Source organism: Salegentibacter maritimus (assembly GCF_016236915.1).
Taxonomy (GTDB): domain Bacteria; phylum Bacteroidota; class Bacteroidia; order Flavobacteriales; family Flavobacteriaceae; genus Salegentibacter; species Salegentibacter maritimus.
Genome location: NZ_JAEHOK010000002.1, coordinates 174,850 through 200,210, shown reverse-complemented (window position 1 = coordinate 200,210; position 25,361 = coordinate 174,850). Strand labels below are relative to the sequence as shown.

19 protein-coding genes are annotated in these 25,361 nt (G+C 38.0%); 7 read left to right on the top strand and 12 right to left on the bottom strand.

What is annotated here, in order from left to right:
- Nucleotides 1-5: 5 nt before the first annotated feature.
- The 3 genes from fusA to rpsL are packed head-to-tail and all read right to left on the bottom strand — an operon-like array spanning nt 6 to nt 2,993.
- Nucleotides 6-2,114, bottom strand: coding sequence for an elongation factor G (fusA, locus tag I6U49_RS02425; protein WP_193710312.1), 2,109 nt, complete (start codon nt 2,112-2,114; stop codon nt 6-8).
- Between the two features lie 4 nt (nt 2,115-2,118).
- A complete protein-coding gene (gene rpsG, locus I6U49_RS02420) occupies nt 2,119-2,595 on the bottom strand; it encodes a 30S ribosomal protein S7 (RefSeq protein WP_193710311.1) in 477 nt (158 codons plus the stop codon).
- A gap of 23 nt (nt 2,596-2,618) precedes the next feature.
- Nucleotides 2,619-2,993 carry a 30S ribosomal protein S12 gene (gene rpsL, locus I6U49_RS02415; protein WP_193710310.1) on the bottom strand — a complete coding sequence of 125 codons (375 nt, stop codon included), beginning with the start codon at nt 2,991-2,993 and terminating at the stop codon, nt 2,619-2,621.
- Nucleotides 2,994-3,233: 240 nt separating this feature from the next.
- On the opposite strand from rpsL, the gene I6U49_RS02410 reads away from it, so the two are divergent.
- From I6U49_RS02410 to rlmB, 6 genes are all read left to right on the top strand, one after another.
- Nucleotides 3,234-6,365, top strand: a complete 3,132-nt coding sequence (locus I6U49_RS02410; RefSeq protein ID WP_198627451.1) for a SusC/RagA family TonB-linked outer membrane protein — start codon at nt 3,234-3,236, stop codon at nt 6,363-6,365.
- A gap of 18 nt (nt 6,366-6,383) precedes the next feature.
- Nucleotides 6,384-8,033 carry a RagB/SusD family nutrient uptake outer membrane protein gene (locus I6U49_RS02405; protein WP_198627450.1) on the top strand — a complete coding sequence of 550 codons (1,650 nt, stop codon included), beginning with the start codon at nt 6,384-6,386 and terminating at the stop codon, nt 8,031-8,033.
- A gap of 324 nt (nt 8,034-8,357) precedes the next feature.
- Nucleotides 8,358-11,630, top strand: a complete 3,273-nt coding sequence (locus I6U49_RS02400) for a SusC/RagA family TonB-linked outer membrane protein (RefSeq protein WP_193710307.1) — start codon at nt 8,358-8,360, stop codon at nt 11,628-11,630.
- 10 nt (nt 11,631-11,640) lie between these two features.
- Nucleotides 11,641-13,062: a SusD/RagB family nutrient-binding outer membrane lipoprotein gene (locus tag I6U49_RS02395; protein ID WP_198627449.1), complete on the top strand. Its 1,422-nt coding sequence runs from the start codon at nt 11,641-11,643 to the stop codon at nt 13,060-13,062.
- 38 nt (nt 13,063-13,100) lie between these two features.
- Nucleotides 13,101-14,249 (top strand): hypothetical protein, encoded by a 1,149-nt coding sequence (locus tag I6U49_RS02390; protein WP_198627448.1) that lies wholly within the window; start codon nt 13,101-13,103, stop codon nt 14,247-14,249.
- A 99-nt stretch (nt 14,250-14,348) separates the two neighbouring features.
- Complete coding sequence (gene rlmB, locus I6U49_RS02385) at nt 14,349-15,089, top strand: 23S rRNA (guanosine(2251)-2'-O)-methyltransferase RlmB (RefSeq protein WP_198627447.1); 741 nt, start codon at nt 14,349-14,351, stop codon at nt 15,087-15,089.
- A gap of 20 nt (nt 15,090-15,109) precedes the next feature.
- Here rlmB and I6U49_RS02380 read toward each other — a convergent pair whose 3' ends face one another.
- On the bottom strand, nt 15,110-15,862 hold the full coding sequence (locus tag I6U49_RS02380; protein WP_198627446.1) for a rhomboid family intramembrane serine protease: 753 nt from the start codon (nt 15,860-15,862) through the stop codon (nt 15,110-15,112).
- Between the two features lie 86 nt (nt 15,863-15,948).
- Between I6U49_RS02380 and I6U49_RS02375 the strand changes: the two genes are divergently transcribed.
- Nucleotides 15,949-17,223: a replication-associated recombination protein A gene (locus tag I6U49_RS02375; protein WP_198627445.1), complete on the top strand. Its 1,275-nt coding sequence runs from the start codon at nt 15,949-15,951 to the stop codon at nt 17,221-17,223.
- On the opposite strand, the gene I6U49_RS02370 is transcribed toward I6U49_RS02375, so the two are convergent.
- The 8 genes from I6U49_RS02370 to I6U49_RS02335 form a co-directional block, all read right to left on the bottom strand.
- Nucleotides 17,220-18,080, bottom strand: a complete 861-nt coding sequence (locus tag I6U49_RS02370; RefSeq protein ID WP_198627444.1) for a hypothetical protein — start codon at nt 18,078-18,080, stop codon at nt 17,220-17,222. The two genes, I6U49_RS02375 and I6U49_RS02370, sit on opposite strands and share 4 nt — an antisense overlap.
- A gap of 9 nt (nt 18,081-18,089) precedes the next feature.
- Entirely contained in the window at nt 18,090-19,448 is a 1,359-nt protein-coding gene (locus tag I6U49_RS02365; protein WP_232804612.1) for a DUF5723 family protein, read from the bottom strand.
- 47 nt (nt 19,449-19,495) lie between these two features.
- Nucleotides 19,496-20,050, bottom strand: a complete 555-nt coding sequence (locus tag I6U49_RS02360; protein ID WP_198627442.1) for a hypothetical protein — start codon at nt 20,048-20,050, stop codon at nt 19,496-19,498.
- A gap of 46 nt (nt 20,051-20,096) precedes the next feature.
- A complete protein-coding gene (locus tag I6U49_RS02355; RefSeq protein WP_193710298.1) occupies nt 20,097-20,786 on the bottom strand; it encodes a YjjG family noncanonical pyrimidine nucleotidase in 690 nt (229 codons plus the stop codon).
- Nucleotides 20,773-22,062: a polysaccharide deacetylase family protein gene (locus tag I6U49_RS02350; protein ID WP_198627441.1), complete on the bottom strand. Its 1,290-nt coding sequence runs from the start codon at nt 22,060-22,062 to the stop codon at nt 20,773-20,775. The genes I6U49_RS02355 and I6U49_RS02350 overlap by 14 nt, the downstream gene beginning before the upstream one ends.
- Before the next feature lie 9 nt (nt 22,063-22,071).
- On the bottom strand, nt 22,072-22,773 hold the full coding sequence (radC, locus tag I6U49_RS02345; protein WP_198627440.1) for a RadC family protein: 702 nt from the start codon (nt 22,771-22,773) through the stop codon (nt 22,072-22,074).
- 65 nt (nt 22,774-22,838) lie between these two features.
- Nucleotides 22,839-24,191 carry a UDP-N-acetylmuramate--L-alanine ligase gene (locus I6U49_RS02340; RefSeq protein WP_198627439.1) on the bottom strand — a complete coding sequence of 451 codons (1,353 nt, stop codon included), beginning with the start codon at nt 24,189-24,191 and terminating at the stop codon, nt 22,839-22,841.
- Between the two features lie 89 nt (nt 24,192-24,280).
- A complete protein-coding gene (locus I6U49_RS02335; RefSeq protein ID WP_198627438.1) occupies nt 24,281-25,159 on the bottom strand; it encodes a tetratricopeptide repeat protein in 879 nt (292 codons plus the stop codon).
- Nucleotides 25,160-25,361: the final 202 nt, after the last annotated feature.

The following is a 25,361-nucleotide window of genomic DNA, read 5'->3' as shown; positions in this document are numbered from 1 at the left end:
TAATATTATTCGTTTGTACCCTTTGCTGCCTTAATCACTTCTTCAGAAATATTAGAAGGAGTTTCAGCATAGTGAGAAAATTCCATCGTAGAAGTTGCTCTACCAGAAGACAATGTTCTTAATGTAGTAACATAACCAAACATTTCAGCTAAAGGCACTTCCGCTTTAATGATTTTAGCACCAGATCTATCTGACATACTGTTTACCTGACCTCTTCTTCTATTAAGGTCACCAACAATATCCCCCATATTTTCTTCTGGAGTAACCACTTCGTTTTTCATAATTGGCTCAAGAATTACAGCACCGGCTTTTTTAGCCGCGGCTTTGTAACCCATTTTAGCAGCCAATTCAAAAGAAAGTTGATCAGAATCCACAGGGTGGAATGATCCATCTTTCAAAACAACTTTAAGGGTATCCATTTGGAATCCAGCCAAAGGTCCATTCTTCATAGCTTCAGTAAATCCTTTTTCTACAGAAGGAATAAATTCCTTAGGAATACGTCCACCTTTAATTTCGTCAACAAACTGAAGCCCTTTTCCTTCAAAATCCTCATCAACAGGCCCCATTTCAAATACGATATCAGCAAATTTACCACGACCACCAGATTGCTTTTTATAAACTTCTCTATGATCTGCGTGCTTAGTTACTGTTTCTTTGTACTCTACCTGAGGTTGACCTTCGTTAACCTCTACTTTAAATTCTCTCTTTAAACGATCTACAAGAATTTCAATATGTAATTCACCCATACCTGAGATGATGGTTTGACCTGAAATCTCATCAGTCTTAACCTGGAAAGTAGGATCTTCTTCAGCCAGTTTAGCTAAAGCCATACCCATCTTATCAACATCAGCTTTCGTCTTAGGCTCTACCGCGATACCAATTACAGGCTCAGGAAAAGTCATAGACTCCAAAATAATTGGATGCTTCTCATCGGTAAGTGTATCTCCGGTTTTAATATCCTTAAAACCTACTGCAGCACCAATGTCACCAGCTTCAATCCTATTAATAGGCTCTTGCTTGTTAGAGTGCATTTGGTAAATACGAGAAATACGCTCTTTTTTTCCAGAACGGTTATTCAACACGTAAGAACCTGCATCCAACCCACCTGAATAAGCACGGAAAAATGCCAAACGACCAACAAAAGGATCGGTAGCAATTTTAAATGCCAATGCAGAGAAAGGAGAATCTACATGAGGCTTACGCGACTCTTCTTCTCCTGTTTCTGGATTAGTCCCAACGATAGCTTCTACATCTACCGGAGAAGGCATATACCTCATCACGGCATCAAGCATCGCCTGAACTCCTTTATTTTTAAAAGCAGAGCCACACATCATAGGTATGATAGACATATCTATAGTTGCAGCCCTTAAAGCAGCTATAATCTCATCTTCAGTGATAGAATCTTCATCCTCAAAGAACTTCTCCATTAAGCTCTCATCATACTCTGCAACAGCTTCCACAAGCTCTGCACGGTATTTATTCACATCTTCCTGAAGTTCAGCAGGAATATCCACCTCGGTATAAGTCATCCCGAAGTTATCATCATCCCAAACTATTGCTTTCTTAGATATAAGATCTACAACCCCTTTAAAGTCAATTTCATCACCAATAGGCACTTGCAATGGCACAGGATTTCCACCCAACATTTCTCTAACCTGCTTACACACATTAAAGAAGTCAGCCCCCTGACGGTCCATTTTATTCACAAACCCTAAACGCGGTACTTTATATTTATCTGCCTGTCTCCAAACAGTTTCAGATTGAGGCTCCACACCATCAACAGCGCTAAACAAAGCCACAACACCGTCTAAAACACGTAAAGAACGCTCTACCTCAACAGTAAAGTCAACGTGACCGGGAGTATCAATAATGTTCACCACATACTCCTGATCTCTATAATTCCACGTACAATGTGTAGCAGCAGATGTAATAGTAATACCTCTCTCCTGCTCTTGCTCCATCCAGTCCATAGTTGCTGCACCTTCGTGAGTCTCACCAATTTTGTGATTCACTCCAGTGTAGAACAATATACGCTCTGTTGTTGTAGTTTTACCTGCATCAATATGAGCTGCAATTCCTATATTTCTGGTAAATTTTAAATCTCTTTGTGCCATTATTTTAGAATCTAAAGTGAGAGAATGCTTTATTAGCCTCAGCCATTTTATGAGTATCTACTCTTTTCTTAACCGCAGCACCTTCTTCTTTAGCAGCAGCAAGAATCTCAGCAGCTAATTTTTGCGCCATAGACTTCTCATTTCTCTTACGCGCAAAAGAAATCAACCACTTCATAGCAGTAGACACTTTTCTATCCGGTCTTATTTGCATTGGTATCTGAAAAGTAGCACCTCCAACTCGCCTACTCCTAACTTCTACGTGAGGCATAACATTAGATAATGCATCTTTCCAAATCTCCAAACCGGTTTTTTCTTCGTCTTGTTTCTTCTCTTCTATAATAGCCACTGCATCATAGAAAATTTTAAAGGCAACCGATTTTTTACCATCCCACATCATCATGTTCACAAAACGTGTTACAAGCTGATCATTAAATTTTGGATCTGGTAAAAGCGGTCTTTTTTTCGCCTGTCTTTTTCTCATTTCTTTACATTAAAAGTTTTTAATTACTTTTTAGGGCGTTTGGCTCCATATTTAGACCTACGCTGAGTTCTACCTTCAACACCCGCAGTATCTAATGCACCGCGAACAATGTGGTATCTTACACCCGGTAAATCTTTTACCCTTCCACCTCTAACCAATACTATCGAGTGCTCTTGTAGATTATGACCCTCACCCGGAATGTAAGCATTCACTTCCTTTCCGTTAGTCAACCTAACCCTTGCTACTTTACGCATAGCCGAGTTTGGTTTTTTAGGTGTAGTAGTGTATACACGCGTACACACTCCTCTTCTTTGAGGGCACGAATCTAAAGCAGCCGATTTACTCTTCTTGGTCATCTGGGCTCTTCCTTTTCGTACTAATTGTGAAATTGTTGGCATAATTTCTTTTACCTAATTATTATTTAAAATTAATCCCCTATTTTTTCGGGTTTGCAAATGTAGAAATAAAAATATACTTATCAAACAATCAGCAATTTATTTCAAAAAAAATCCAAGAAAATAAAAGAACCCTTCACCAAACACAAAGCAAAACAAACCAAACAAAAAATAAACCTAAATACATACATTATTAATTATTTTTTATGATATTAGCTCAAGATAATTCAAACAAATGTTATAATGAAAGTAAAATTACTAAAACCACGTAGTATTTTGACATTACTTCTGGCGTTGATTGTGCAAATGAGTTATGCACAACAGAAGACTATCACCGGGACAGTAACAGATGAAGACAATCTTCCTCTACCCGGGGTAAATGTATTAAAGAAAGGGACATCAACCGGCACGCAAACCGACTTTGACGGAAAGTACTCCATTCAAGCAGAACAAGGAGATGTGCTAGTTTTTTCTTTTCTAGGATTGGAGTCTAAAGAAATCACCGTTGGCTCCCCAAATATCATTGACGTAACACTGGGAAGCGATTCAGCCTCCTTAGATGAAGTGGTAGTTGTCGCGTACGGTACTTCAAGTGAAGCCGCTTTTACCGGCTCAGCAAATGTAATTGGATCAGCCGAATTGGAGCAACGAAACGTAACCTCTCCTATTGCGGCAATAGAAGGTAAAGCTACCGGAGTACAATTTACATCTCCATCTGGCCCTGGAGAATCTCCCGGAATAGTGATTAGAGGGGTTGGAACTTTAAACGGAGATACAGACCCACTGTACATTGTAGACGGGGTTCAATTTGAAGGTAATCTTAATGCGATTAACCAGGAAGACATACAATCGTTCACAGTTCTTAAAGATGCAGCTTCCACATCCCTGTATGGCTCAAGAGCTGCTAATGGTGTTGTAATAATCACCACCAAAAAAGGAACAGCCGGAGCAACCAAAATAAATGTTTCCGCTCAAACCGGTATGGTCACCAACGGTATTGAATTATACGACCAAATATCGCCGGGTGAATATTATGAAGTTATGTGGGAAGCACTTAAAAACTCAAGTGCTGGAGATGGAGATCCTGCATTTGCGAGTGCTAACATTTATAATCAATTAGGCTACAACCCGTTTAATGTTCCAAACGATGAAATAGTAGGAACAAATGGACAATTAAATCCCAATGCAGAGGTTATTTACAAAAGCCTGGATTGGTTTGAGGAATTACAACAAACCGGAATAAGAACAAATTACAACCTAAATGTATCGGCAGGTGGCGACGACCACACTGTATATTTTTCTGCTTCTTACTTAGATGAAGAAAGCTACGTTATCACTTCTGGATTTGACAGGCTAACAGCGCGACTTAACGCAGAGTTTGATATTAACGATAAACTTAAAGTTGGAGGTAATGCCAATATAGCCATTTCAGAAGCAAGGGGACCTAGTTCTGCCGGAACAGGAAGTATTGTTAATCCATTTGGTTTCGCTCTTGGCGTTGGATCTATATATCCAGTTTATGTTAACGATTTAGAAGGAAACATTGTTACCAATGATTTTGGACAGCCTGTTTTCGATAATGGAGAAGGGTATCCTGAGTTTAATATCGGTTCTAGACCTATCAATCAGGGAAGACATGCTATCCAGGAATTGGTTTTAAACAACGAAAGAGATAAAGACAACACCTACGGAATTAGGTTATTTGGAGAATACGAAATTCTGGACGGCCTTAATATCAGATTAAACTACGGCCGTGACATTAATGAATTATGGGAACGAGAATATGAAAATGCGATTATTGGTGATGCTCAACCCGATGGAAGATTAAGCGAAGAAAGGGTAAGGCGCGATGTTGAAAACTTCAACCAAATCCTAACTTATAACAATAGTTTTGGCAATCATAACCTGGACATCACTGCAGGTCATGAAAGCTTTGAAAGAAGTGAGTCAAATATTGATGGACTTAAAACCATACAGGCTGCCAATGGCATTTATGAATTTGCCAATTTTTCTAATATTGTAGATCTTGATGGAGCCACTTTCGATAAAGCCATTGAAGGTTACTTCTTAAGAACTAATTACAATTTTAATGACAAGTACTATTTGAGCGGCTCTATAAGACGTGATGGATCGTCGGTATATCAATCCGACAACCGCTGGGGAACATTCTACTCAGTTGGTGCTTCATGGCGTATTGACCAGGAAAATTTTATGAGCAATGTACCTTTTATAGATAAATTAAAAATTCGCGGCTCTTATGGAGAGGTAGGAAATGATGATTTATTGGACGAATACTTATCCCAAGCAAGGTTTACAATTACCTCAAATGCGGCAGATCCCGCAATTCTTTTCACAGACATAGGAAACACCAGGTTACTATGGGAAACCATTGAAACCTATGATGTGGCATTAGAATTTGCTTTATTCAATAACTTCCTGGAAGGATCTGTAGAATACTACAAAAAAAATTCAACCGACCTACTTTACAATTTACCAATTGCCCTTAGTAATGGTCTCAACGAATTCCCTGTAAATCTTGGCGACATGTATAATTCAGGCTGGGAACTAGCTTTAACAGGAAATTTATTAAACAGAAATGGTTTTGACTGGGATCTTACTTTACAAGCATCAACCTTTAAAAACGAAATTACGTCTCTACCAGACCCCTTTATAAACGATAGCAAAAGATGGGCTGAAGGACGCTCAAGGTTTGACTTTTTCCTATTAAGAACAGCCGGGGTGGATCCTGAAACAGGAGATCAATTATTCTATTTATACGAAGATAATGCAGACGGCGAAAGCGTTCCTGTACTGGACGCACAAGGAAACATTGAAACTACAAGCAACTGGCAGGATACCCAGCAAGCCTACACCGGAGATTCATCTATTCCAGACCTACTTGGCTCTATAGCTAATAGCTTTAGCTACAAAGGTTTCAACCTTGACTTTCTAATTACCTACGGCATTGGCGGAAGCGTACTAGATAACGCATATTCAAGTTTAATGCATAGCGGCAGTTATGGGAGATCCCTGCATCCGGATATTTTAAATGCCTGGAAACAACCGGGAGACATCACAGATGTCCCCAGATTAGAAAACGGGAATCCTGATTTAGTGAGAACGCAATCAGATAGGTTCTTAACCGACGCTTCGTTTTGGGCTCTAAAGAACGTTAATCTTGGATACAGTTTTAATGCAAACGCTACCGATGCCTTAGGACTGGATAATTTAAGGGTATCCATTACTGGTGAGAACCTATTTTTAAGTAGCGAAAGAGCAGGCTTAGACCCTCAATACAATTTAGCCGGTACTCCTCCGGGAGATGACTTTTCCCCACCAAGAATTGTATCCCTAGGTTTAAATCTATCCTTTTAATAATTAAAAAATACGAGTATGTGTAATAAAATAAAATACATCCTATTGATGTTCCTTGCAATATCAATAACATCTTGCGAAGAGGAATTCCTCGACAGAACACCAACTGACGCTATTTCGGCATCAGATGCCCTAGCGAGCCAGGAGAACATGCAATTAGTCTTAAATGGAGTACACCGCGGCCTATACTCTCAATCACAGACCGTTTTCCCCGGAGGTAATAGCGCCAGAGCCAACAATCATTATTGGGTTCCGTTAGGGGATAATATAACCGGTGGTTTAATCCATTCGGCAAATGCCAACAACCTGTCATGGCGATCCGCTATGCAATGGAACGAACACACACAACCCACCTCACTCACGGTGGAATTACTGTGGTACCACCGTTACAACATAATTTTACATGCAAATTTATTGATCAATGGAATTACCAGTGGCGAATTAACAGAAACTCCTGAATTAAATTCCATTCTTGGGCAAGCTTATACCTATAGAGCCTACGCTTATTTATCATTGGTGCAGCATTTTGGAAGAGGATACTTAATTGGTGACCCGGCCACAGACCCAGGTGTACCATTATTGTTTTCTTCAGAATCACCTTTTACAAGCCAACCAAGATCCACTGTGGAGGAAATTTACACTCAAATTGGTTTAGATCTTAATGACGCAATTACCGCTTTTGAAAATGGTGCACCGAGACCTTCGGGGGGTGCTGAGGCCAAATCTCAATTAAACATCAATGTGGCCTACGGCCTTAAAGCACGGTGGGCATTATCTAAAGGAGATTGGCAAACTGCCGCCGATGCCGCTGTAAAAGCCAGAGAAGGCTACCCATTATTAAACGAAAGCGATTGGAAAGCTGGTTTTTACACCAACGATCTTTCTGAAGTTATTTGGGGAAGTCATGTTATTCAGGCCGAAACCACTTTCTTTAGATCTTATTTCTATTTAGCGAGCAACACCTTTAACGGTAGCCAAATTAGAAACAATCCTAAAATTGCAGATCGAAGATTGGTTGATGCTATTCCAGACACAGACTACAGAGGCGATGTGTTTTTACCAGATGCCCCTAACTCAAATACTTCTGCAGCCAACGGTAATGGCGGTTGGGCAAATAACACCAATCCGCTTTACACGACCGAAGATGAGTTTGATGCTGCCATAGCTGAAATTAAAAGTGAGTACGGACTGGTTTCAGGACATAATACCCACCCATACATGCACTTTAAACTAAAACAAGCTAATCCCGGCACCATAGATCCAGATGATATTATTTACATGCGTTCTTCAGAAATGTACCTAATTGAAGCAGAAGCTAAGTTAATGATGGATGACCTGGATGGAGCCAAGGAAGCATTACGACCATTGGCCGAGGCAAGGGACAGTGCCTGGAATGCCGATGACTTCACTACTGAAGATGATTTCTTTGAACATCTAAAATTTCAGTGGCGCCTGGAAATGTGGGGTGAAGGTTTTGGATATACTAATCATATTAGATGGGATGAAGGTATTGACCACGCCGCAGACGGAGGTTCCGGAGCTTCTGAAGTTCTTTACCAGAATGCTTACCAGGTAGAGAAACCTTCTTTAAACGACGACTGGATCTTTAAAATTCCACTGGCAGAAATTAATGCTAATCCAAATCTATCTACATCTGATCAAAATTAATTTTTAATCATTTTTATTTCTCAAAAGTCCCCGGCTTCAAAACCTGGGGACTTTTTTATTTCTAATGATTTTCTATTTTTTTCAAGAAGACTAATTTTTTAACTAAAATTTTGTTATTTCCTCTTCAACATATTCAAAAATAAATATTTCAACTAAACACCCTTTTAACATTTTAACCCGCAAAGCTGAACCCCTGAAACCAAACTTTCTATGCATAAATATTAACATTTCCTTAAAATTACTGCGGATATTTAAAAGTAAAAGTTTGTTTTATTAACCATTTATTAGCACATTTGGCATTGGCTAATTCAAACAAATTTTACAATGAAAACAAAGTTTAGTAGTATTCTAACACTATTATTAGTGTTAGTTGTGCAAATTACTTTTGCACAAGAACGAACGATTACCGGTACGGTAGTCGATGAAGATGGGTTACCCCTTCCGGGCGTAACCGTTTTGATTAAGGGCACCAACACAGGTACCCAAACAGATTTTGACGGAAATTATTCCATAACCGCTTCACAAGGTGATGTTTTAGTTTACTCCTTCATTGGAATGCAAACATCAGAATACACTGTAGGAAATAATGACACAATAGACGTGACATTAACTACAGATTCTTCACAATTAGATGAGGTTGTAGTAACTGCACTTGGTATTGAAAGAGAGAAAAAATCTCTTGGTTATGCTACTCAGGAAGTAGATGGCAGCGAAGTTTCTGATGTACCAACCCAGAACTTCGTAAACTCTCTTTCTGGTAAAGTTGCAGGTCTTAAAGTATCATCTACTGGTACTTTAGGAGGATCTTCCAATGTAGTAATTCGTGGTAACTCCTCTTTAACAGGAAACAACCAGGCTTTATTCGTAATTGATGGTACTCCAGTAAGTAACGCCAACAATAACCGCTCTGGACAGGATTCTGGTAGAGGTGGTTATGATTACGGTAACGCTGCTTCAGACATCAACCCAAATGATATTGCTTCTATAAACATTTTAAAAGGTGCGGCTGCAACTGCATTATATGGTGCCAGAGCGGCAAATGGAGCGGTAATCATTGAAACCAAAAAAGGTAGAAAAGGGAAGGGCATTGGAGTTTCTGTGAGCTCAACACTTATGACTACTCACGTAAATGATAACACGCTTCCGGAATATCAGGATCAATATGGTGCTGGATACGGGGCATACTATCAATCTGAGGACGGATATTTTAACCTTTCTGATATTGATGGTGATGGGAACCCAGACCTAACAACTCCATTTACAGAGGATGCCTCTTTTGGAGGAAGGTTTGATGGACGACCAGTATACCAGTGGAATTCGATATATCCACAATTGGAAGGAACCGACTATGATTTCTACCAGCAAGCTACCCCTTGGGAGGCTGGAGAACATACTCCAAATGACATATGGGAAACCGGTTATACCGCAATTAACTCTATAGCTCTAGACGGAGGAACAGATAAAAGTTCATTCCGATTAAGTGCCACAAACTTTAATCAACAGGGTAACTTACCTAATAGCCGTATTAAAAGAAATACTTTAAAGTTTAGCGGCCAGCATGAATTTACAGATAAATTTTCTGCACAAGCTAATATTTCCTATACTAAAACAGACGGTAAAGGCCGATATGGCACCGGGTATAGCTCGGGTAACCTAATGCAACAATTTAGACAATGGTGGCAAACTAATGTAGATCTTTACGACCAAAGAGATGCATATTTTGCAACAAGGGAAAACATTACGTGGAATCCGAACGGGCCAGATAATCTTTCTCCTATCTACTCTGACAACCCATACTGGACACTTTACGAAAACTATCAAACAGATACTCGTAACAGATATTTTGGTAACATCAACCTTAACTACGAGATAAGCGATGTTTTTAGCGTATTAGGAAGATTCTCTTTTGATACTTTTGATGAATTACAGGAAGAAAGAATAAATGTTGGAAGTGCAGATATCGCATCTTATTCGCGATTTAACAATAGAGCGGCCGAATACAACTACGATCTTATTCTTAATTTTAACAAAGATGTTACCGAAGATCTTAACCTGGATGGTAACATAGGTTTTAACTTACGTAGAAACGAAAGCAACTACATACTTGCTGAAACCAATGGTGGCTTAAATGCACCTGGATTTTATGCTTTGAGCAATTCAGCTTCTCCTATGAATCCGCCGGAAGAATATGAAAGCGACAGAATGTTAGACGGTATATACGCAAGAGCCGGACTGGGATATTTAGACACCTATTTTTTAGAAGGTACTATTAGAAGAGACCGTTCTTCTACGCTTCCAAAAGAAAACAACACTTTCTATTATCCTTCTATTTCCACCAGTGTTATCCTTTCCAATGTTATAGATGCCAACTGGTTAAGTTTCGCTAAACTTAGAGCCAACTATGCAGAAGTAGGTAATGACACTGACCCTTATAGAGTTTTTAACACTTACGAAATCTCTGCCCCATTTGGATCTGCAGGATGGGCTAGCAACAATTCACAATTAGCTAACCTGGCTCTAGATCCAGAACGTATGAAGTCTTATGAAATAGGTCTGGAGGCAAACTTCTTTGATAGAAGAGTAGGTTTTGATGTGTCTTACTATAATTCTCAAACCGAGAATCAAATTACCCCAGTACCAGTTTCAACAGCAACAGGATTTCAAACAAAATTACTGAATGCCGGAACTATTGAAAATAAAGGTATTGAAGCTTCTGTAACCCTTAACCCAATTAGAACAGAAGATTTCAACTGGACTATGAATATTAATTGGGCTAAAAATAGAAGTGAAGTTCTTGAATTAACCGATGGAATTGACAACCTTCAATTAAACCCTGTAAGCCTTCAAGGTGGGGTTTCAATAAACGCAGCCCCAGGGCAGCCTTACGGTGCGATTAGAGGTACTGCTTATGTGTACGATGATAACGGAAACCGTGTAATTACAGATGCTGGTTATTACGAAAGAACACCAAACGCGAATTATATTATTGGTAATATTCAGCCAGATTGGACAGGTGGTGTATCTAACTCTATTTCGTACAAAAATCTTACCTTAAGCTTTCTAGTAGATGTACAAAAAGGCGGAGATGTTTTCTCCCTAGATACCTGGTATGGACGCGCGACTGGAATTTACGCAAGTAGTGTTGGGACTAACGACCTTGGAAACCCAATGAGAAATACCATTGCAAATGGTGGTGGTGTAATTCTTGACGGAGTTCAGGGTGATGTATCTTACAACGATGATGGCACTTATGAAGTAACCAACACTTCTCCAAATACCACTAGAGCAAGAACAGATTACTTTGGTAATCCTTATGGATATGGTAGGGATGCCAATGAAGGTCACGTATATGATGCTTCGTTTGTAAAACTTAGAGAAGCTAGCTTAACCTATAATTTTGGTTCCAACATTATAGATGCAACTCCATTTACCAATGCATCTCTTTCTATAATTGGTCGAAATCTTTGGATAATTCACAAGAACATGCCTTATTCTGATCCAGAAGCAGGGCTTAGTTCAGGAAACGTTCAGGGATACCAGTCTGGTGCCTATCCCGCAGTAAGAGAAATTGGTGCTAGTCTTAAATTTAACTTTTAATTAAAAAATTATGAAGAAATATATTGTAGCTCTAACGGCACTCGTTACACTATGGTCTTGCCAAAGTGACGAGCAATATGAGGATCTTAATAGAGATCCCAAAAATCCTACGGAGGTTGCTTCTGACTTTTTATTTACCGCAGCCACGGTAAGTCTATCAGATAATATGGCATCTCCTAACGTAAATGACGGACTGTACAGATTTTTAGCGCAGTATTTTACGACTACTACTTATTTAGATGAACCAAACTATAATTTTACTTCAAGACAAAATCCAGATAATGTTTGGTCTGAAATCTATAGGGATGTAATTCTTGATCTTCAAGATGCTAAAAGTATTGTAGCAGAAAACACTGAACTTGAACAAGCTGAAAAAGATGCGCGTATGGGACAGTTAGAAGTAATTGAAGTTTACGCCTGGCATGTACTTGTAGATAGTTTTGGAGACATTCCTTACTCTCAAGCAGGAAAAGCTGATGAATTTCCACTTCCTGCCTACGATGATGATATGATGATTTATGAAGATTTAATCACTAGATTAAACAACGTTGGCTCTATGCTATCTGCAGGACAGGGATACACTTCTGCCGATGTGATTTATGGTGGAGATATGAACAAATGGTCTATGTTTGCCAATTCATTGAAATTGAGATTAGGAATGAGAATTTCTGATGCCAATCCTACTCTTTCTCAATCTACAGTAGAATCTGCTGTTGCCGATGGAGTATTTACCTCTAATGAAGATAACGCCACCGTACAATACCAGGGTAACGACCCTTACGGCAACCCACTATGGGAAGACCTTGTACTTAGTGGAAGATCTGACTTTCTTGCTTCTAACACCATCATAGATTATATGAACGACCTTAATGACCCAAGAAGAATGGTTTATTTCGACGAAAATAAAGAAGGTTATATTGGGGGTATCTACGGAGCTAGTAACAACTATGGTGATTATACTCACATTGGTGATCCTTTCTTACAGCCAACTCGCGAAGGTATCTTATTAGACTATGCTGAAGTTCGTTTTAACCAGTCTAAAGCTGCCGAACTTAGCTATAACATACCTGGTGATACTGAAACTCACTATAACGCTGCAATTACGGCCTCTATGAATTACTGGGGATTAACCGATGAAGCTGCAATCGCATCGTATCTTGCTCAGCCTGCCGTAGCCTATGACGGCTCTGTAGCTCAGTTCGCCACACAATACTGGATTGCTATGTTCGATAATCCTTTCCAAGGATGGTCTTTATGGAGAAAATATGATGCTCCACAACTAAACATTCCTGTTGAATTTGAAACACCGGTACCTTTAAGATACACTTATCCTGTAGATGAGACCAACTTAAATGAAAACAATTATGAGGCTGCTGCCGAAGCAATTGGAGGTGACACTGCTCAAACTCCTATTTTCTGGGATGTAGATTAGTTGTAAAAGATTATAAATAAAATTATAAAATATTGATAATGAAAAAATATTTAAAACCTATAAGTCTTAGCTTAATTATTGCTTTTGGCTTTGCTTCTTGCGATACAGATGACGAAGCTTTTGACAATGAACTGGTAGATTTAGGAGGATATGCCACTTTAAGTGATAACTCCATTTCTCGTTTAGATAGAAATGCAGATCTTAACATAAAGCTATTCACCGCCGAAGGCGTAAGTGTAGAAAGCGTAGAGATTCTTCAGGATGGTTCTGTTATTGGGTCAGCGACAGTTTCAGGCGAAACGGCAACCTTCAACTCATCTATTTTGGGAGATTTCACTTTCACCGATGAAGATGGGACTATTCAGGAAACTGGCGAATATCCCATTACAATACAAAGTATGTATTCCAACGGCAATATGACAAACGATCCTTTTACTATAGAGGTAAACAAAGCTATATCTCTAGGAGAAGACAATCCTTCAGTAACTACTATGGACTCACTTTCATCAGTAGAGTTAACATATGAAGTTTCTACATTTTCAGCAGGAATTGATGAGGTAACATTAGAATTTAAAAAAAATAATGATGGCACCTATGCAGATAGCGACATGGACCTTTCGACAGATGAAGGGACTGTAGAATTAAGCGAAACTAATTACGAAGATCTAGGTCTTGGTGTTAATGATACGCTTTACTACAGATTTACAGCTACGAGTGGCGACCTCACAGATGTAGTTTCTTCTCACGTTGCTATTACTACAAAAGATTTCCAGAATTCAAATTCTGTAACGCTCTCTAAAGATCTTAATATGAATCAGCTAAACCTTCAAACGGGTGTTATCTCTGCCGATGGTACTGAAAATGCTGATATTAAATTTATGGAGCCAACCGGTTTTGAAGTAATTAGTGACTCTGAAGTTAGCTTTGTGAAAGCTGATAACGATTTCGACCTGGAAGATGCTGATGTGCTTTCGGCTAGAGCCGCTTTTGAAAATGGCAATGAGATCACCTCTGCAACAAGTCTGGTAGACGGAGATCTATTTATATACAAGGATACCAGAGAGATTGAAGACGAAGATGGCAACATAGAAACCCAGGACTTCTATGGCGTGATGGAAATAGGAAATGTTAATTCGGTTAACGGCAACGTTGTAAGCTTTGACATTGAATATTCTGACGGATTCTAAACAGGAATTCTTATCATACTTAAAAAGCCACCCCTAAGCGGGTGGTTTTTTTATTTCCAGTAGTTCCATAATTCTAAAAACAAAACCTACCTTTGCTTTATGGAAGAAACTACACGTATTTTTGGAATTAGAGCCGTTATAGAAGCAATTCAGGGAGGAAAGAGTATTGATAAGATCTATATTCAAAAAGGCCTTTCCGGACCTTTATTTCAAGAACTCAACCGTCTAATTCAAAAAAACAACTATAATACCTCTTACGTTCCGGAAGAAAAACTATACAAACTTTCTAAAGGAAATCACCAGGGTGTGGTAGCAACTATCTCTCCAATAAAGTTTGGAAATCTTGAAGAAACCATCGAAAAAATTCTTGAAGAAAAAACCATTCCCCTTTTTCTATTGCTAGATCAAATTACCGATGTACGCAATTTTGGAGCCATTATTAGAACGGCAGAATGCACAGGAGTTGATGCCATTATTATTCCTGAGAAGGGAGGTGCACCTTTAAATGCCGATACCGTTAAAACTTCGGCCGGTGGAGTATTTAATCTTCCTATTGTAAAAGTAAGTCATATAAAAGATGCTGTTTTTTACCTTCAATCTTCAGGTGTGCAACTTGTAGCCGCTACCGAAAAGACAGAAGACAATATCTACGATGTAGATTTCAAACAGGCATCAGCTATTATAATGGGCAACGAAGCCAAAGGTGTTTCTAATTCCATTTTAAAAGCCGTAGACAAAAAAGCAAAACTTCCTATGTTCGGTAAAATTGAATCCTTAAATGTTTCTGTGGCCTGTGGTGTATTTTTATATGAAGCGATTCGACAAAGACAACTTTCTTAGATTTAAAAAGATTTTCATCCTTATTCTTTCTTAGATTCTGATTTCTTATAAAAATAGCGATAAGTTATTCCTGAGTCATCTTCAGGGTCTTCCTCTTCGTTCGTTTCAAAGCGTCTTTCAATAAAATTTCCATTTTCGTCAAAATGCTGCATAAATAAATCTTCTTTCTCGCTGTATTCTGGTTTTTCCCATTCATATTTAGGCTTCTTAATAGTATTTTTCCTATAAAAAACAGCCAATGCAAAACCTGAAATCAAACCAGAAAGATGCCCTTCCCATGAGATTTCCGGATCTATCGGAGTAACATACCAAAGCATACCACCATACAGAAAAACTACGATTAGAGAAAGTGCCACTAAGCGATAATATTTTGAAAAAATACCTTTAAAAAATAAAAAAGCAGCAAGCATATATATTATTCCACTAGCCCCAATATGATTCGCAGGCCGCCCAATGCTCCAGGTTAAAATACCGGTAAGTAACAGCCCCATAATTAGAACAGGCCAACTAATTTTTCTATAAAAATAGAAAAGGGACATAGAGAGCACAAAAAGGGGGATACTGTTATTAAATAAATGTTTTATATCGCTATGAATAAAAGGCGAAAATAAAATTCCGCGCAAACCTTTAAGTTCCCCGGGGCGCACCCCAAAACTATTAAAACTAACCCCAAAGCGAATCTCAAACCAGAAAACCAGCCAAATAAGCAGCACAAACAAGATGGGATAGCCCAGCACGCCAGTAGTAAAAACAAAAGGATTAGATTCTTTCACAAAAAATAGTTTCTATTTAATATTACAAAAAAGAATCCATTTGTTAATAGATGACAATGTGTTATTCAAATTACTAATTTTGTCAGATGAGTAAACCATTAGCAGAAAGATTACGTCCACAAACATTAGAAGATTATCTAAGTCAGCAGCACCTTATTGGCCCCAAAGGAGCCTTACGACAACAACTTACGCAGGGCATTATCCCTTCTATCATCTTCTGGGGACCACCCGGAGTGGGAAAAACAACCCTGGCAAACATTATTGCCAAAACTTCAGACAGACCTTTCTTTACACTTAGCGCAATTAATAGTGGAGTTAAAGATGTTCGGGAAGTTATAGAAAAAGCTAAAAAAGGCGATGGCTTATTCACTACCAAAAACCCCATACTATTTATAGATGAAATTCACCGTTTTAGCAAATCCCAACAGGATTCGCTTTTGGGAGCCGTAGAAAAAGGTTGGGTAACTTTAATTGGTGCTACCACCGAAAATCCAAGCTTTGAAGTGATTTCAGCTTTACTATCCAGATGCCAGGTTTATATATTAAAACCATTCAGTAAAGAAGACCTAATAGCACTTTTAGAAAGGGCGATGCGGGAAGATAAAATTATAGCTGAAAAAAAAATAAATTTAAAGGAAACCGAAGCTTTGCTTAGGCTAAGTGGCGGGGATGCCAGAAAATTGCTAAACATTTTTGAACTCCTGGTCACCTCTTCTGAAAAAAATCTTGAAATAACCAACGAACTGGTTTTAAACAGGGTTCAGCAAAATACGGTACTGTACGACAAAACCGGCGAGCAGCATTACGACATTATATCGGCATTTATTAAATCTATTCGTGGAAGTGATCCAAACGCGGCAGTTTACTGGTTGGCAAGAATGATTGAAGGTGGAGAGGATGTAAAATTTATTGCCCGAAGGTTGCTTATTTTGGCCAGTGAGGATATAGGGAATGCGAACCCTACAGCACTGGTTATTGCAAATAATACCTTTCAGGCGGTAACTACCATTGGGTTTCCCGAAGCCCGGATAGTACTTAGCCAATGTGTTACTTACCTGGCAACCTCGCCAAAAAGCAATGCTGCCTACATGGCGATTAACCACGCACAAAGTGCAGTTAAAAAAACGGGAAATTTATCGGTTCCGTTATCTATTAGAAATGCCCCAACCAAACTTATGAAAGATATTGGCTACGGAAAAAATTACAAATACGCACACAACCACGAAAACAATTTTGTGGAAGCTGAGTTTTTACCCGATGAATTAAAAAACACCAAATTTTATGAACCCGGAAATAATCCCCGGGAAAATGCACAAAGGGAATTCCTTAAAAAACGTTGGAAGAAAAAGTATAATTACTAGTTAGCTTTATATACAAGTTTAACCGATTTGTTTTCCTGGTCGAGGTATTCTACTACCAAATTGCCCTCCGCATCAAAATAGGCTACACCCTGCCGGGTAAGGGATTTGTATATAAAACTATCTTCCCCTCCAGATTTAGCCAAAACAGCAAATGGTTCTTCTGAGTTTTCCTGGTAGAAAGCGTATCCGGAATCTGACTTTTTCAGGAAGTAAGCCGCACCTCCCTTTAAGAAATTCAATTTTCCAGCTGAAGAATTGTTTAACATAGGGGTTTCAACCACCACCTCGGGAGGGGCTGTTGTTGTTTCTTTAACTTCTTCAGCGGTTTGAGTAGGCGCTACTTTTGGTTTGGCTTGTACCACTTCTGATTTTTCCACAACCTGTGATTGATTGTCATTTTCAGAAAGCCCGGCTTCTGAAATTACTGCATCATTATATTGATAGTTCATTTCTTCAATATCGCTAAAAGCGTCGCGCAAGGCTTCGTGATGTGCTTCTTTAAAATCTTTTATCCTACTAGTCCCCTCTTTGGTTTTATACACAATATCTCCTCTACAATCTTCCAACTGAACAACCAACTTGGTTACAAACAAGCCTGAATTCTCTTTTAAATTGGCACTAAGCCCCAGGCAGTAATTTTCCTGAAGATCTTTTGGTTTTTCTTCACTTTTCATCAAAGTTTTAAAACCATATTTTTCAAATAAAAATTTGGTAAGCGCATTTAATTGATATTGATTTTCTTCCTTAGAAAACTCAAACTTTTCAGGGATAATAATATATTTATATTGATCGAGACTTTGTCCAATACCGGAGATAGTCCCTACAAAAAAAGCGAGTATAAAAATTATATGTTTCATTTTCTAGTGTTATTTGTTGAATATTAGCTGCATTCCCAATTGAATGGAAGCACTATGAGCTTTCGCCAAATTAGGAAAGGCCAGTAAATTATTGGCAGCCAGATAAACATTAAATTTATTAAAAGTTCTGGTATACATCAAGCCAATATTAGTTAAAGAATAATCGTCTAAAGAATAGGCAATTTTAAAACGCTGATTTTCATTGATTTTTCTATCCCAATAAGCGGTAAATGTATAAACAAAACCCTTTGGCCGCTTTACTCCACCAAGTTGCATACCCAGTAAATTCATATACCTTACTTTTTTAGCACTTAAATAATGACAGGGCAAAAATGCCGGTCCGAAACCATATTCCATAGCAAAATTAGCTTTTACCGGGCGCCAGGTAGTATACGACTCGTTGGTAGTTTGGTCTCTCAAATTTCTATCTACCTCATCTTCAAAAATATCCCAATAAGGAATGGCTTCATCATTTTCATTTAAATCGGGAAAAAGTGGTTCCAGTCCACTGGTTTCATAAGCTCCAAAATATCGGTAATTCTCCACATCCTGGCGTTGAAAAACAACTCCCAAATCTTGCACAGAACCCGACAGTATGAATTGCTCATCTAAAATATAAGAGAGCCCCAGGTCTAACCCAAAACCAACATTACCCCCAAAAAAAGATCTACTTAACAACTCGGCAGTGGCTTGTTCTACCGTCATTTCTTCCTCTTCCTTTAGTGGAGCAAAACCCGAGGTATTGATAAGTACATCCAAATCTACCACCTCGTGCCGGTAAACATTTCTTCCATTAGGCGTGGTATAAGTAGTAAATCTTCCTGTGTTTCCGGTACTTTCTGCATTAAATATCCCTGAATATAATTTTGCCCTGGCCCCCACTGTAAGCCGTTTATCAAATTTATGATTTATGCCCAGGTGATAAACCGTTAAGATCTCGCCTGCAAAAGAAACATCATCAAAATAAAAAGGCTCGTCGAGATAGTTATTATTTCCTTCATTGGCCAATATGGCAGGATCTTTTGGAAAGTATGCAAAGACATCAAGCTCCTGATATATCCCGGTAGAAAGGTAATTTCTACTATCCAGCTTCCACCCTAAAGAAAGAACTTCCCATTGCTGATTTACATTAAAATAATCCCGGGAATCCATATTTCGCATAGCCTCCCGAATTCGGGTATTAATATTAGTGCCGTCGTCGGCAAAAACATCATAAAGATCGGCTCCGGTAGAACCGGCTGAAACATGTATTTGAGAAAAAAATGGGATTCCTATATGGCCCGTAAAGTTTATTTGAGCCCCGGGATTGCTCATTAAAGTTTGCGGAAGATCGTCTACATTAAACAATAAGGGTTTGTTCTGGGCCAAGACCGCATTAGAAAAAATAAATAAAAAGGCAATAAGTCTCCACATCACTAAAATTCAAAAGAAAAGAAGCCTTTCGAAGCGAAGTTCAAGTCCCCCTCAAATGCCGCCGTACCCGGCTGCACTTCTAATTCTACCACCATTTTTATACTTCTGCGTACTAAATTTATTCGCGTCTCATCGATTAACTCACTTCTTTCTGTAGTTATCGGATTTCCGGAAGCCCCGGGCTTTATAACATAATTCACTGTAAACTGTTCGGTGTTAGCCTCCGATAAAAACCTAATTCTACTATCTATAGCACGTGGAAAGGTATTAATATGTCTAAAATAGAAATCTACCGAAGAAAGGTCTTTCTGAATATAATCATCATCTAAAAACTCCAGGCGCACCGTATCGCTTATACGTGTTTTTAAATTCCCGGTGGCGACATCTTCAAATTGAGATTGGTCAATATCATAGATCAGTAAATCTATCTGCAGGTCTGGACTAAGGGAAATATCTTCACGTTGGTCTAAATCTACATCCTTAACACAACCCAGCATAAGGTAACTTATAACTATAAGTACCGTAAATTTGATATGATAAAATGAAACAAATTTCATTAAGCAATACATTAGGCTGCATAACGAAATTAACAAAACTTTATTACTACAAATAAGCCTTTAGTTCATTTAACGTTTTTATATGTATTATATCGATGTTTTCTTTATTTCCATAGTAATCAAAGAAGATAGGTTTTATCCCACAGTTTTTAGCACCGGTACAGTCGGCTTCAAAATTATCGCCCACCATAATACTATTTTGGGGAGTTGCTGAAGACTTTTTAAGGGCAAATTCAAATATTTGCTTATTGGGTTTTTTAACCCCGGCTTCTTCAGAAGTAGTAACCGTAGTAAAGTATTCGTGAATTCCGGAATTGATAAGTTTTTTATGCTGCACTTCTTCAAAACCATTAGTGATAATATGCAATTCGTAACTAGCTTGAAGGTAATCCAGCACTTCTTTTCCACCCTCCAAAAGATAATTGTTATCAGGTAGATATTCAATATAATCTATTGCAATACGATCTATCAACTCATTATCGGCCTCAAATTTTAAGCGGTCAAAGCTATCTTTCAACCTTCCGTACCGCAAAGCTTCTTTAGAAACATGATCGTTTCTATAAAGCTCCCAATACTTAAAATTTATAGGCATGTAGACTTCAAGAAAATTATTAATTTCTAAAGGAATATTCCTGTATTTGAAAACCCGCTCAAAGGCCAGAGCCGAATTTTTATCGAAATCCCATAGCGTATGATCAAGGTCAAAAAAAACGTGCTTAATATTATCTAACTTCATAAATTTGTTTTAATAAGGTGTAATAATCCTTATGATTGGAATATTCTGAAAAGTCCTGATTTTTAAAAATCGCTTTAAAGCTTCCGTCTACCTTCTTAACCGCTAACAGGATTTTTCCAATTTCAGTAGTAAATTTTTCAAAATTGGCATGCTCTACAATATTCGAATTAAAGATATAAGGATGCACTTTAAGCGGAAGCGTAGTTTCGGTATTAATATCATAAAATAAAAAAGGGTTACAGGTCCCGGCCCTAAACCCTAAAGCCTCAGGATAACCCATAGAGTAATCTGCTGGGATTTCCAACTCGGTTAGAAAAGTATAAAATTCAGGAATATTCAAATTATATTTTACATTAATAACCCGCTCCAAAGGAGTATGTAAAGTATTTTCCAAACGAAGCTTTTCTTTCCGAAGAATTTTGAAATTCTCGTAGGCAAAATATCCGGGAATTAAACCAACCTTTGCATAATCTCCTACATATTTTATGATAGAACGATACGGATTTCTATTATAATTAATATTGCGATCGTAAATTGAAAAGTCGCTTAGCTGAAACATAAAGTGTATAGGTACTTTATGCTCTTTTATAAAAGCAATAAGGTCTCCAAAGATATTTAATGGGTCTTTTTTTAGCCTTAATAACACCTGAATCCTATCTATAACTTTTTGAAACTGGAATTTTATAATATCCAGGTGCATTCCTGCCAAACTTCTTAAAAACCCTTTATTCTGAAAGCTAAAAACGTGTTCTACCGCAATAATGGCCCTGGTGTGGAATTTTCTTTTTTCAAAGCTAATTTCAGGAAACCTTTCCTGAAGCACTTCTTTAAATTTATACGCCCATATATCTACCACGGGCGATTGTAAGAATCCTTCCTGGTAGGCTACACTCTCTGACGCAGGAAACCTACCCATATCGTCTTTAACATGTGGCAGGTATTCTTCATATCTACTGAGCAAAAAAAACGAAGCAGCAAAAATATCAAATGGTAAAGCACTATTTTCTGAAACGGGAAAAAAGCAAAAGTCTTCTCCCCAGGGCTGTATTTTAATTTCAACCTCACTCAGGCCCTGCTCCATTAAAAGTGCAACTTTTTGCACAAAAAGTTCGTTTCCAAGGGCTTGTTTACCGTAAGAGAGTTTCATCCCCTCATGAGCAATAAACTCTTCTATTTTTACGGTGAATTTTATAGGAATGCCAAGAATATTTGTACAAATATGCTTAAACGTATAAACTATCCTGGGAGTAATTTTCTGGGTATAAATTAATAGCATCTAAACAATTTAAAGTACGCCTTCGTCTGCAAAGCTAAAGTATGATTTTTCGGTTACAATAAGATGATCCAACACTTTAATATCTAAACTTTGCGCAGCAGTTTTAAGCTTTTGGGTAAGTTGTTTATCGGCTTCACTGGGTTTTAAAGTCCCTGAAGGGTGGTTATGCGCCAAAATTATTGAGGTAGCCCCCACCTCAAGTGCCTTTTTTAAAGTAAGGCGCACATCTACCAGTGTACCTGTAATTCCGCCTTTACTAAGTTGTAACTGCTCTATAACTTTATTTGAATTATTAAGATAAATAATCCAAAATTCCTCATGATACAACTCTCCAATAACAGGCTGCATCAATTCAAAAACCGAGGCACTGGAAGTAATTTTTTTCTTTTCAAGGGCTTCTTCTGTTCTTCGGCGTCTACCAAGCTCCATGGCTGCCACAATGCTTACTGCTTTTGCGGGACCAATTCCTTTAAATGCGCAAAGCTTTTTTACCGAAAGTTTACCCAAATCACCCAGTTGATTTCCAGTGGAAGCTAAAATGCGTTTACTTAATTGTACCGCAGATTCGTTTTTACTTCCCGAACCGATTAATATAGCGATAAGTTCGGCATCACTGAGGCTCACCTTCCCTTTTTGCAAGAGCTTTTCTCGCGGCCTATCGTCTTCTGCCCAATATTTAATTCCAAAGCCGGTTCTATTTTCCTCATCCATAGTTAGATAAAGATAAAAAATGATTCTTTATCTTCATCAAAACCATTAAAAATGAAGCTCGTATCTTAAAATAGCTGCTTTACTTCCTCAAGATCTAAACCTCCAAAAGTACCGCTACTCATAAAAAGCAATACCGTATTTTTAAAGTCTTTTGCTCCCAAAACTTCCTGTAAAACCGATGTTGAAGCGATTACTTCCAAGCCAGGCTCATTAAAAGCATTTTTAATTTCTTTTACAGAAATAGATGACATCTGTTTTTGTGCCATTGCCTCGGGAGAATAAAATACAATCGTTTCATCGGCCTCTTTAAGTGTATTTTTATACTGCTCAATAAATTCAGCATTGAGACTACTAAACGTATGCAATTCTAAACAAGCAATTATTTTCTTATCAGGGTATTGTTCTTTTACTGCTTTGGTACTCGCTTTCACTTTGGATGGGCTATGTGCAAAATCTTTAAATATAACTGCGCTGTCACTTTCAAAAATCTTTTCTAATCTTCGGCTGGCACCTTCAAATTCCATTATAGCTTCATAGAAATCGTCTTCATCAATCCCCATATGCTGGCAAATCCATTTTGCTCCAGCCAAATTATTCATATTGTGTTTGCCGAAAATTTCAAGCGGCATATCCCCTTCTGTGGTCTCCAGAATGGTGCTCCCATCTTCTACGTGATATTCGGGGGTATGATAGGGGTGTTTCCGTATTTGATTTTCGGTATTTTCTACCAGGCTTTTTAAGGTTTCATCTTCTTCATTATACACCAGGATTCCACCCTTTACTATTTCACTTATAAATATTTGAAATTGCTCTACATAGTGTTCAAAAGTAGGAAAAACGTTAATATGATCCCATGCAATTCCACTAAGCAAAGCAATGTTTGGTTGATACAAATGAAATTTAGGTCGAAGATCTATGGGGGAAGAAGGATATTCATCACCTTCAATAAGTATAAAATCGGCCTCATTACTTAGGCGAAGCGTTTTATCAATTCCTTTAACCGGTGCGCCAAGCATATAATCAATTTCTCTACCGTGGTAATGCATTACATGAAGAATCATGGCGGTAATAGTAGTCTTACCATGAGAACCACCAATTACTACCCGTGTTTTCTCTTTAGAAAGCTCAAAAAGGAATTCGGGGTATGAATAAATTTTAAGATTTAACTCCCTGGCCTTTTCCAATTCAGGATTGTCTTTTTTGGCATGCATTCCCAAAATAACTGCATCTAATTCTTCGGTTATTTTCTCTGGAAACCAACCATTACGATCGGGCAATAGGCCTTCATTTTCCAAAGCCGATTTGTAAGGCTCGTAAATAGCATCATCGCTTCCGGTAATACTGTGTTGCTTTTCATGAAGTGCCAGAGCCAGGCTATGCATAGCGCTACCTCCAATTGCTATAAAGTGAAGTTTCATTAAGATTTAATTTCGAGTGCCAGTAATTAGCAGTTACCAATTTTTAATTGCCTGCAAATATAGGCAAGAGATAGGAAAAGGCCTTGTGCTTACATCTCTAATATTTCCTGTTTCAGCTTTTCTGCCTCAGGAAAATTGAATTTTTCAGCCAGGGCCTTATTTACATGAATTAATGCTTTATCCCGGTTCTTTTGTAACGCTTGTAATTTGGCGATATGATAATGCGCCCAGGCAGGAGATTTTAAATCTTTATAATTATAATTTTCAGCATAATCTTTTAGAAAACCTATAGCAGCTTCCGGCATTATTTTTAAAGTAGCAGCTCGCTCCCCTAACTCGTAATTTAAATAATTTCGCTCTATTAATTTTGGGTTATTTTGAGCATATTGCAAGGCCTTTTTTACTGCTTCCGTCATTTTTTCCCGATCATTTTCAATTTTATAGATATAGGCTTCACCCAAATAAGCATCTATTTTATTGATCGCTTTCAACTCTCGTACATATTGTTCCGCTACTTGCTTATCGCCTCCTACAATAGCCGGCAACTGCATATATAATTCTACCAGCGCCCGCCTAACTTCGCTATGATTTTTATCAAGTTCGGCAGCTTTATTCAAATAGGTTTTTATATCATTAATCATAAGGGCGGCCTTAAACTTAGAGGCTTCCAGGGCTTGCATACCCAGAGCTCCCCCAAGTTTAAAATTATATACGGCAGAATTAGGGTCTTTTTCAACTAAGTCTTTATAATACTTAATGGCCTCATCCCATTTTTTCTCAAAGCTGGCAATATCCCCAAGATATTCCGTAGCTTTTTCATTACCCGGATACTCCTTAAAAACATTTTTCGCCTTTCTAACTTGATGCTGATTGAGGAAATTTTCCCCAACTTTAAATTTGGTCTGTGCATCGGCCGGAGGTAAAAAACAAAGGACAAAAAGCAGAAAAGTAACGATATATCGGGTCATACTATTAATTTTTTCATAAATTTAAAGTGTTTTAGCGAGTAAAAACAAGCCGAAATTTTATCAATCAAACAAAAAGTTGGCCATGAATGGTTAAAATTGTTAAACTCCCTATTAAAATAACTGACAATGTTAAAAATTATTTTAATATTTGTGCTGCTAAATTTTTAAACCTAATACTAATAATTGAATTTTAACACCTAGC

Coding starts and splice junctions, on each gene's coding strand:
- fusA (WP_193710312.1), bottom strand. CDS start 2,114: ATGGCACAAAGAGATTTAAAATTTACCAGAAATATAGGAATTGCAGCT.
- rpsG (WP_193710311.1), bottom strand. CDS start 2,595: ATGAGAAAAAGACAGGCGAAAAAAAGACCGCTTTTACCAGATCCAAAA.
- rpsL (WP_193710310.1), bottom strand. CDS start 2,993: ATGCCAACAATTTCACAATTAGTACGAAAAGGAAGAGCCCAGATGACC.
- I6U49_RS02410 (WP_198627451.1), top strand. CDS start 3,234: ATGAAAGTAAAATTACTAAAACCACGTAGTATTTTGACATTACTTCTG.
- I6U49_RS02405 (WP_198627450.1), top strand. CDS start 6,384: ATGTGTAATAAAATAAAATACATCCTATTGATGTTCCTTGCAATATCA.
- I6U49_RS02400 (WP_193710307.1), top strand. CDS start 8,358: ATGAAAACAAAGTTTAGTAGTATTCTAACACTATTATTAGTGTTAGTT.
- I6U49_RS02395 (WP_198627449.1), top strand. CDS start 11,641: ATGAAGAAATATATTGTAGCTCTAACGGCACTCGTTACACTATGGTCT.
- I6U49_RS02390 (WP_198627448.1), top strand. CDS start 13,101: ATGAAAAAATATTTAAAACCTATAAGTCTTAGCTTAATTATTGCTTTT.
- rlmB (WP_198627447.1), top strand. CDS start 14,349: ATGGAAGAAACTACACGTATTTTTGGAATTAGAGCCGTTATAGAAGCA.
- I6U49_RS02375 (WP_198627445.1), top strand. CDS start 15,949: ATGAGTAAACCATTAGCAGAAAGATTACGTCCACAAACATTAGAAGAT.
- I6U49_RS02370 (WP_198627444.1), bottom strand. CDS start 18,080: ATGAAACATATAATTTTTATACTCGCTTTTTTTGTAGGGACTATCTCC.
- I6U49_RS02360 (WP_198627442.1), bottom strand. CDS start 20,050: ATGAAATTTGTTTCATTTTATCATATCAAATTTACGGTACTTATAGTT.
- I6U49_RS02355 (WP_193710298.1), bottom strand. CDS start 20,786: ATGAAGTTAGATAATATTAAGCACGTTTTTTTTGACCTTGATCATACG.
- I6U49_RS02350 (WP_198627441.1), bottom strand. CDS start 22,062: ATGCTATTAATTTATACCCAGAAAATTACTCCCAGGATAGTTTATACG.
- radC (WP_198627440.1), bottom strand. CDS start 22,773: ATGGATGAGGAAAATAGAACCGGCTTTGGAATTAAATATTGGGCAGAA.
- I6U49_RS02340 (WP_198627439.1), bottom strand. CDS start 24,191: ATGAAACTTCACTTTATAGCAATTGGAGGTAGCGCTATGCATAGCCTG.
- I6U49_RS02335 (WP_198627438.1), bottom strand. CDS start 25,159: ATGACCCGATATATCGTTACTTTTCTGCTTTTTGTCCTTTGTTTTTTA.